Genomic DNA, 397 nt, shown 5'->3' on the forward strand with positions numbered 1-397 from the left:
GATAGAGGCTTCATCGCGTTTGTCGGGCATCAGGGAACTCATTGGGCAGGAGCAGTATTTTGTGATTCACGCCCCGCGGCAGAGCGGCAAGACAACCCTATTGCTTGATGTGGTTAACCACATCAACCATGAAGGCAAGTATTATGCGCTTTATTGCTCATTGGAAGCGGCGCAGGGTATTATTGACCCGAAGGACGGCATTCCGGCGATAGTCAAGCGGATGCAATCAAAATTTCGCTTTTCGAACATACCAAAAGGAGAAACATTTGCCAAAGGTGCTGACTACAGCAATTATGCCGGTGTGCTGGCTGATGAGTTGACTTTTTTTTGTATGTCATTAGACAAGCCGCTTATCATCTTTTTCGATGAAGCCGACTGCTTGAGTGAGGGTACATTG

The 397-nt window shown here is 47.4% G+C and carries 1 protein-coding gene; it reads left to right on the top strand.

Annotated features, from left to right (window positions below):
* Positions 1–397, top strand: a 397-nt coding sequence (locus ASC50_RS05330; RefSeq protein ID WP_226995414.1) for a P-loop NTPase family protein, incomplete at both ends; no start/stop codon positions are given.

This window comes from Candidatus Symbiothrix dinenymphae (assembly GCF_001431085.1).